At 65.3% G+C, this 8,809-nt stretch carries 8 protein-coding genes; 5 read left to right on the top strand and 3 right to left on the bottom strand.

What is annotated here, in order from left to right; genetic code table 11:
• Positions 1 to 216: 216 nt before the first annotated feature.
• The 3 genes from KAY22_RS20590 to mutL form a co-directional block, all read right to left on the bottom strand.
• Entirely contained in the window at positions 217 to 564 is a 348-nt protein-coding gene (locus KAY22_RS20590) for a diacylglycerol kinase family protein (RefSeq protein WP_296625121.1), read from the bottom strand.
• A 137-nt stretch (positions 565 to 701) separates the two neighbouring features.
• On the bottom strand, positions 702 to 968 hold the full coding sequence (locus KAY22_RS20585) for an usg protein (RefSeq protein ID WP_296625120.1): 267 nt from the start codon (positions 966 to 968) through the stop codon (positions 702 to 704).
• 185 nt (positions 969 to 1,153) lie between these two features.
• Positions 1,154 to 2,944, bottom strand: coding sequence for a DNA mismatch repair endonuclease MutL (mutL, locus tag KAY22_RS20580; RefSeq protein WP_296625119.1), 1,791 nt, complete (start codon positions 2,942 to 2,944; stop codon positions 1,154 to 1,156).
• Positions 2,945 to 3,069: 125 nt separating this feature from the next.
• On the opposite strand from mutL, the gene KAY22_RS20575 reads away from it, so the two are divergent.
• Genes KAY22_RS20575 through rodA form a run of 5 tightly spaced genes read left to right on the top strand, consistent with a single transcriptional unit; the run spans position 3,070 to position 8,608 of the window.
• The gene (locus KAY22_RS20575) at positions 3,070 to 4,110 is read left to right on the top strand and encodes a rod shape-determining protein (protein ID WP_296625118.1); all 1,041 of its coding nucleotides are present in this window, start codon (positions 3,070 to 3,072) and stop codon (positions 4,108 to 4,110) included.
• 16 nt (positions 4,111 to 4,126) lie between these two features.
• Positions 4,127 to 5,002, top strand: coding sequence for a rod shape-determining protein MreC (gene mreC, locus KAY22_RS20570; RefSeq protein ID WP_296625117.1), 876 nt, complete (start codon positions 4,127 to 4,129; stop codon positions 5,000 to 5,002).
• Positions 4,999 to 5,511, top strand: a complete 513-nt coding sequence (gene mreD / locus KAY22_RS20565; RefSeq protein WP_296625116.1) for a rod shape-determining protein MreD — start codon at positions 4,999 to 5,001, stop codon at positions 5,509 to 5,511. The genes mreC and mreD overlap by 4 nt, the downstream gene beginning before the upstream one ends.
• Complete coding sequence (gene mrdA, locus KAY22_RS20560; RefSeq protein WP_296625115.1) at positions 5,508 to 7,508, top strand: penicillin-binding protein 2; 2,001 nt, start codon at positions 5,508 to 5,510, stop codon at positions 7,506 to 7,508. Before mreD ends, mrdA begins: the two co-directional genes overlap by 4 nt.
• Positions 7,505 to 8,608: a rod shape-determining protein RodA gene (rodA, locus tag KAY22_RS20555; RefSeq protein WP_296625114.1), complete on the top strand. Its 1,104-nt coding sequence runs from the start codon at positions 7,505 to 7,507 to the stop codon at positions 8,606 to 8,608. The genes mrdA and rodA overlap by 4 nt, the downstream gene beginning before the upstream one ends.
• Positions 8,609 to 8,809 lie beyond the last annotated feature (201 nt).

Genomic DNA, 8,809 nt, shown 5'->3' with positions numbered 1-8,809 from the left:
AGGGCGTCGTGGCGAACGAAGTGGACACGGTCGCTGATACTGTTGAAAGACCGCCGTGACTGCAAGCCTTTCCCCATCACACTGGACACAGTTTACATGGACAGTTGCGGTATCGCTATTAACATAATATATATTATCGGGCAATAGTCTATCGGCGGAGATCGGTTCTGTGCTGTGCATCATCTCGCCGCGAAATGCTGACCGCTTCGCTTCCGATCAGAACAGGATATTCACCGCCGCTGGCCCGAGCGTCAGTATGCCAATGATCGCAGCTCCGATCGAAGCCAGCAGCACAGCACCCGCCGCCAGATCCTTTACGCGTCCGATAGCGGGATCGAATACGTCGGTAATCCGGTCGCAAAGCTCTTCGATTGCGGTGTTGAAGGCTTCGGCGATCCAGACCAGCGCGATGGCGAGCGTGATCCACCGCCAGTCGTCCATGGAAATCTTCAGCGCAAAGCCTGCCGCAATGACGAGCCCCGTTGCCGCAAGATGCAGCCAGGCGTTGTGCTCGGTCCGGACCAGCGAGCGCAGTCCCCGAGCCGCGTAGACGAAGCTTCTCATCCGGGCTCGCACGGACAGGCCTGTTGCTGGCTGTGGCGGCTCAGGACCATTCGCCATCGACATGTCGCTCCAATCCTGACCGCTGGATGGCGGGTTGAGCCTAGCCCCTACACGTTACGGCCGCCAGCCTTCGCAGGTCACTGGATCGTGATGATCCCGTCCACCGCGCGCCATTCGGTCGGGCCGATCAGGTGGCGGTGGGCGACGCGGATCGAGTGGAGCACCGCCTCGATCTCCCGGCGCCAATGGTCGAGAAAGCGGTTGAGCTCCGGGAAGTGCGGGGCGATGTCATAATGCTGCCAGAGGAACAGCTGCAGCAGCGATGGGTGGTCGGGCATGTAATAATGGATCTCGACCGTCGCGAGGCCATAGCCGCGCAGCTGTTTGAGGAGGTCGTCGCTCATGGGCGCCTCCCGCTGCCGGCGGCACCTGGGCGCTTCGCCAGAGATTCGATATTCGTTAGACATATCATGGACATAGGCGGCCGAACCATTCCTACCTCCTTTCGTCTTCCCTACCGGTCCTTTCCTTGCCTGAGCCGATTTTTCCGAATGGCCTGCCCCTGCGTCAAGCGATTCTCACACCCTGCTCATTTGCGGCCGAACAGCTTCTCGATCTCGTCATGGCCGAGCTTGATCCAGGTCGGGCGGCCATGGTTGCACTGGCCCGAATGCGGCGTGACTTCCATCTCGCGGAGCAGCGCGTTCATCTCGGCGACCGACAGGGTGCGGCCCGCGCGGACCGATCCGTGGCAGGCCATGGTCGCAGCGACATGGTCGAGCCGCTCCTTGAGCGACAGCGCCTCGTCATAGGCGGCCAGTTCGTCGGCAAGGTCGACGACGAGGCCCTGGACGTCGCCCTGCCCCAGCAAGGCCGGGGTCGCGCGGACCAGCATTGCACGCGGGCCGAAGCGTTCGAGGTCTAGGCCCATTTCGGACAGTTCTCCGATCCGCGCCTCGAGCCGGTCGCAGGCGGGCTCGTCGAGCTCGACCACTTCGGGGAGCAGCAGAGCCTGACGCGACACGCCGCCCGCCGCCATGGCGCGGCGCATCCGTTCGAGGACGAGGCGTTCATGCGCGGCGTGCTGGTCGACGATCACCAGACCGTCGCTCGCCTCGGCGACGATATAGGTGGCCGCGATCTGCCCGCGGGCGACTCCCATCGGGAAGCTCGCCGGTTCGGGCACCGGCGCGGCCGACGCCTCGGCACGCGCCATCGGCGCCGGGACATAGTCGACAACGCGGTCCCAGACGTTGCCCTGGCGCGGAGCGGCGTCTCCGACCGGCATGGAATAAGTCGGGTTTCCGCCTGCCGGCACAGGCCAGGCCGAAGGCGATCCCCCACCCCCGACCTGCCAGCTGCCGAGGCCTGCGACCGACGCCCGCTGGACGCTGCGATGGCCGGCTTCGTCGAGTGCGGCGCGCAGGCCGCCGACGATCATGCCCCGGATCAGTCCGGGATCGCGAAAGCGCACCTCGGTCTTCGCCGGGTGGACGTTCACGTCGACGAGATCGCCGGGGAGGTCGAGGAACAGCGCCATCACGGGATGCCGGTCGCGCGCCAGCATGTCCTGATAGGCGGCCCGCACCGCGCCGATCAGCAGCCGGTCCTTCACCGGGCGGCCGTTGACGAACAGATATTGATGGTCGGCGACGCCGCGGTTGAAGGTCGGCAGGCCGGCGACCCCGGTCAGCGATATCGCCTCGCGCCGGAAGTCGACCGCCACGCTGTTGTCGGCCAGATCCTTGTCGGTCAGCGCGGCGACCCGGCTCACCCGGTCCTCGTCAGGCGAGACGAGGATGGCGCGGCGTTCGTCATGTTCGAGGCTGAAGCCGATATCGGGCCGGGCCATCGCCAGCCGGCGGACGACGTCGACGCACGCCGCATATTCCGATCGCGCCGAGCGAAGGAACTTGCGCCGCGCCGGCACCTTGGCGAACAGATGCGCGACCCGGATGCGTGTGCCGGGCGGCAGGGCTGCCGGTCCCTCCCCCGCCAGCTCGCCATGGTCGATGCGGCGATACCAGCCATCAGCGCCCCGGACGCGGCTCTCGATCGTCAGGTCGGCCACGCTCGCGATCGAGGGTAGCGCCTCGCCGCGAAAGCCGAGCGTGGTGACGGCTTCGATCGCATCGTCAGGCAGTTTCGACGTCGCGTGCCGCTCCAGCGCCAGCACGATCTGGGCCGGTTCCATGCCACAGCCATCGTCCACCACTTCGATCGCGGAAAGCCCGCCTTCGGAGATGTTTACCGCGATGCGGCGAGCCCCGGCGTCGATCGAATTCTCGACCAGTTCCTTGAGCGCGCTGGCCGGTCTTTCGACCACTTCACCGGCAGCGATGCGATTCACCAGATGTTCGGGCAGGCGGCGTATTGACATGGTGTGCGTCCTAGCCCAAGCGGCGGCGTTCCGCATCCCTTGATAGACGCCGGTTTCCCTTTGCCTGTCGGGTGATGCTAGCAGACCTTATCCGGCCTGGGCGGGCCTAGAGAACGGACCAAAGCATGTTCCTGCAGCGCTACTTCAAGTTCATGTCGCACGATATGGCGATCGACCTCGGCACCGCCAACACCGTCGTCTATGTTCGCGGGCGCGGCATCGTCCTCAACGAGCCGTCGGTGGTCGCGATCGAGACGTTGAACGGGGTCAAGCGGGTCCGTGCGGTCGGCGATGATGCCAAGCTGATGATGGGCAAGACCCCCGGCACGATCGAGGCCATCCGCCCGCTGCGCGACGGCGTGATCGCCGACATCGACGTCGCCGAACAGATGATCAAGCATTTCATCCAGAAGGTCCATGGCCGCCGCACCTTCATGCGCTGGCCCGAAATCGTGATCTGCGTGCCCTCGGGCTCGACCTCGGTCGAACGCCGCGCGATCCGCGACGCTGCCTCCAACGCCGGTGCCAGCCAGGTGTGGCTGATCGAAGAGCCGATGGCCGCCGCGATCGGCGCGGGCATGCCGGTGACCGAACCGATCGGGTCGATGGTGGTCGACATCGGTGGCGGTACGACCGAAGTGGCGGTGCTCTCGCTGCGCGGTCTCGCCTACACCACTTCGGTGCGCGTCGGCGGCGACAAGATGGACGAAGCGATCAGCTCCTATGTCCGCCGCAATCACAACCTGCTGATCGGCGAAGCCACGGCCGAGCGGATCAAGCAGGAGGTGGGCGTCGCCAAGATGCCGCTCGACGGCAAGGGCAAGACGATCCACATCAAGGGTCGCGACCTCGTCAACGGTGTGCCCAAGGAAATCACCATCACCCAGGCGCAGATCGCCGAGGCGCTGACCGAGCCGGTGTCCGCCATCGTCGAGGGCGTGCGCATCGCGCTGGAAAACACCGCACCCGAACTGGCAGCGGACATCGTCGACCAGGGCATCGTCCTGACCGGTGGCGGCGCGCTGCTGCAGGGTATCGACGAAGTGCTGCGCGAGGCCACCGGCCTGCCCGTCTCGATCGCCGAGGACCCGCTCACCTGCGTCGCGCTGGGCACCGGGCGCGCGCTGGAGGACTCGGTCTTCCGCGGCGTTCTGCAGACCGCCTGAGCCGGGGTAACCGTCGATGGCGGCGCCCCGACACAGGCGTCGAGGATTTTCCCGCCGGGTCCAATATGGCCTGTTCGCGGGCTATGTCATCGCGGTTGCGGGGATCGTTCTCGGTGCCGGGCTTTTGCTGCTGTCGCGGCTCGATCCGCGCGCATTCGGAACGCTGCGGGGTATCGCGATCGATGCGGGATCGCTGGTGTCGGGCGTCGGGCGCAGCGGTGTCGATGCGGTGCGCGGTGGCGCGGACGCGCTGTCCGATTACATCCTGGCCGGCAGCCAAAATGCCGCTTTGCGCGAACAGCTTGCCACGCAACGCCGCGCGCTGATCGCGGCCAAGGCCGTTGCGGCCGAAAATGCCCGGCTCAAGGCGCTGGTGCGCCTGCAGGAAAATCTGCCGCGCCCGATCCTGTCGGCCCGTCTGGTCGGTTCGACGCCTACCGGTCAACGCCGCTTTGCAACCCTCAGTGCGGGCCTCGCCGCCGGGGTCAAGTCGGGCATGACGGTGCGCTCGCCCGAAGGTCTGGTGGGGCGCATCTATGAGGGCGGGCTGTTCGCCTCCCGCGTGCTGCTGCTCACCGACGGCGAGACGGCGGTTCCCGTTCGTATCGTTCGCACCGGCAATCCCGCCATCGCCACCGGTCAGGGGGACGGGACGATGGAGCTCCGCGGTCTGATCTCGGGCGGCAGGCCGTTCAGGCGCGGCGACCTTGCGGTCACCTCCGGCACGGGTGGTGTCTATTTCCCTAACATTCCCGTCGCCGTGGTCGTAGAGATCCGGGGCGACCGGGCGATCGCGCGGCCGCTCGCCGATCCGGCTCGGGCCGATTTTGCGGCGGTCTATCCGATCTACCAGGCCCCGGTCGCGGACCGCCCCGCCCCGCCCCGCCCATGATCGGACGGCTGCACGACGGCTTCACCGAGCGTCTACCGCTTCGGGTGCGATGGGTGCCGATCGGCTCCACGCTGATCGGCTCGGCGATGGGCGCGTTGCCTGTCATTGCAACCGAACCGATCGTACCGCCCTTCGGCCTGATGATCCTGCTGGCCTGGCGGCTGCTCCGGCCAGAACTCTGGCCGGCCTGGATGGCTCTGCCACTCGGGCTCGCCGACGATCTCTTATGTGGCCATTATCTGGGGACGGCTGTAATCCTCTGGACCGTGGCCTTCCTGATACTCGAATGGGTCGACCAGCTCGTGCTGTGGCGCGACGGTCGCATCGAATGGGCGATCGCTTCGGTGGCGATCGTCGCCATCGGTGCCGGTTCCTGGTTGTTCTCACAGCCAAGCGGCAGCGCCACCAGCCTGCTCGTCCTCATGCCGCAGACGGTCGGAGCCATACTCTGCTTTCCAGCGGTCCTCCGGTTGACCGCCATGCTCGATCGCTGGCGCCTGAAGCGATGAAGCGTACGCGGCTCATCACCGAGCAGAGCCTCGCCTTCACCTTCACGCGTCGCGCCATCTTCCTGGGCGGTGCACAGGCGGCGGTGGGTACCCTGTTGGCCGGGCGCATGGCGTGGCTGTCCATCGCGCAGAATGAGCGCTACACCTCGCTGTCGGAAAGCAACCGCATCCAGCTGACGCTGGTGCCGCCCCGGCGTGGCTGGATCATCGACCGGAGCGGCCGGCCGATCGCGATCAACCGCACCACCTTCCGTGTCGATATCATCCCCAATCAGCTGAAAAATGGCGATGCGGTGCTGGCGCAGCTGCGCGATCTCCTGGCTCTGACCGCCGACGACCTCGATCGCATCCGCACCGACCTTGCCAAGGCGCGGGGCTATCAGCCCGTGCCGGTCGCCGAGAATATCGACTATGAGCGCTTCGCCGCCGTCAGCGTGCGCCAGCCCAGCCTGCCCGGCGTGAAGCCGGCGAGCGGCTATGGTCGCTATTATCCGGCGGGTGCTGCCATGGCGCATGTGACCGGCTATGTGGGGACGGCGTCGGCCGCGGATTATGACAAGTCACGCGACCCTCTCTTGATCACGCCGGGCTTCAAGATCGGTAAAGAAGGTCTTGAAAAGACGATGGATCTCTGGCTACGGGGCAAGCCCGGAGCTATGCGGAGCGAGGTCACCGCGCATGGCAAGGTGGTGCGCGAGCTGACCACCAGCCCGGAAGTCCCCGGCAATGCGCTGCAACTCACCATCGATGCGGGGTTGCAGCGCTACACAGCGTCGCGCCTGGGGCCCGAAAGCGCCTCGGCCGTGATGATCGACGTCAAGACCGGCGGTATCCTCGCCATGGCGTCGATGCCGGCTTATGACCCGAACAGCTTTTCGGACGGGATCAGCCATTTCGAATGGGATCTGCTGTCGAATGACGACCATCTGCCACTGACCAACAAGGTGATGCAGGGCCTCTACCCCCCGGGCTCGACGGTGAAGCCGATGGTGGCGCTCGCGCTGCTCGAGGCCGGAGTCGATCCGCATCAGAGCGTAAACTGCACCGGTCGCTATCGCCTCGGGAACAGCTACTTTCACTGTTGGCGCCATGCGGGCCATGGCCCGGTCGACATGCATCGAGCGATCGCCTCCAGCTGCGACGTCTATTTCTATACCATGGCACGGCTGATTGGGATCGACCGGATTGCGGCCATGGCGCGCAAGCTGGGTCTCGGCGAACAGTTCGACCTGCCGATGCCGTCGCAGCGTTATGGCACAGTGCCCGACACGGCATGGAAGGCGCGCCGCTACAAGGGCGCACGGTGGACCACGGCGGATACGCTCAACGCCACGATCGGCCAGGGCTATATGCTGTCCAACCCGCTACAACTGGCGATCATGGCGGCGCGCATCGCTTCGGGAACCGCGCTTGCACCCCGGCTGATCGTCAATAAGCGCTATGGGCCGCAGGGGGCGTCACTCGGTATTTCCCCCGGCCATCTCGATATCGTGCGCGAAGCGATGAGCGGCGTCATCAATGGTCCCTTTGGGACCGGCTTTTCGGGCCGGTTGAACATCGATGACCTTCTGATGGCTGGAAAGACCGGCACCGCGCAGGTCCGGCGCATTACCATGGCGATGCGCCGGGCCGGCAATTTCGGAACGCATGGCGTACCCTGGAAGTATCGCGACCACGGCCTGTTCGTGGCCTTCGCGCCCGTCCACGATCCGCGCTATGCGGTGTCGGTGGTGATCGAACATGGCATGCATGGCGCATCGGGCGCCCCGATAGCGCGCGACATGATCACCTATCTCTACGACCGCAAGCTCGCCGAAAGCCGTCTCGCCCTGCTCGAACAGGGCTGGGGCGGCACCATAGAGCAGCGCATGGAGCGCAAGGCCTATGCCTGGGCACGGAGAGGCGAACCTTCATCCGATGGGGCGAGAGCATCTTCCGGGGCTCAGTCCGATCCGCCACCGCCGCCAACGGGCGAAGACGGGAGCGACCCCGAATGAGCCGGGAATCGATCGTTCCCGCGCCACTGCGCGACGTGCCGTGGGGCCTGCTGGCCCTCGTCGCGGCGATCGGCGGGTTCGGGCTGGTCGTCCTCTATTCGGCGGCAGGCGGCAATATGCGGCCCTGGGCGCTGTCGCAGGGCACGCGGCTGCTGGCGTTCCTTGCTTTGGCTGTCCTCATTTCACGTCTGGGCGAACAACGGCTCAAGGCGGTGACGATGCCGGCCTATCTGGGCCTCGTCGCGATGCTGCTGCTGGTTGAATTGTTCGGCTTCGTGGGAGGCGGCAGCCGACGATGGCTCGATCTCGGCTTCATCCGCCTGCAGCCGTCCGAATTGATGAAGCCGGTGATCGTGCTGACGGTGGCGCGCTTCTACGATATGCTGCCGGCCGGCGAAATCCGCCGCTTCAGCGCTGTCTGGCCGCCTGCTCTGCTGATCGGCGTGCCAGCCTTTCTCGTAATGACCCAGCCCGATCTGGGTACCGCGCTGATGATCTGCGGAGGGGGGATCACCGTCGCTTTCCTCTCCGGCTTGCCGCTGCGACTGTTCGTCGGTGCCGGAGCGGTGCTGGCGGCGGCCTTCCCGATCGCCTTCTCGATGATGCATGGCTATCAGCGCGACCGGATCAATATCTTCCTCAATCCCGAAGCCGACCCGCTGGGCACGGGCTACCACATCATCCAGTCGAAGATCGCGATCGGCTCGGGCGGAATTTCCGGCAAGGGTTTTCTCGAAGGAACGCAAAGCCATCTCGATTATCTGCCCGAGCGGCACACCGACTTCGTCTTCGCCACCATGGCCGAGGAATGGGGACTGGTTGGAGGGCTGTTCCTGATCTTCGGCTATATGATGGTGATCCGCTGGGGGATGCGCGTCGCTGGACGGGCCAAGGGACGCTTTGCGAGGCTCGCAGCAGCAGGACTGACCACCACCATCTTCTTCTATTTTGCGATCAACCTGATGATGGTGATGGGCCTCGCACCGGTGGTCGGCATCCCCCTGCCGCTCGTGTCGTTCGGTGGTTCGGCGATGATGACCGTGTTGATCTGCATCGGTATGCTGATGGCTATCGATCGCAGCGTCCGCCCCGGCCAATAGCCGATCGACTGACGCTAAGCGGCTGATCAGAAGTCGCATTTTCCCTTGGACTAAACATTTCTGCGCCGCAGCGAAAAAAATCGACCGAAAGTGAAATTTGGCGGTTTACATTTCAAACGAGCGGGTGCTAAAGGCGCGCCTCCACGACGGGAGCTACCATCTCCCACCGCCGGAAAGTGGACGCATAGCTCAGTTGGTAGA

The organism is Rhizorhabdus sp. (assembly GCF_018006725.1).
GTDB lineage: Bacteria > Pseudomonadota > Alphaproteobacteria > Sphingomonadales > Sphingomonadaceae > Rhizorhabdus.
The sequence above is the reverse complement of the archived record's forward strand: the minus strand, read 5'-3'. Positions and strand labels throughout refer to the sequence as shown.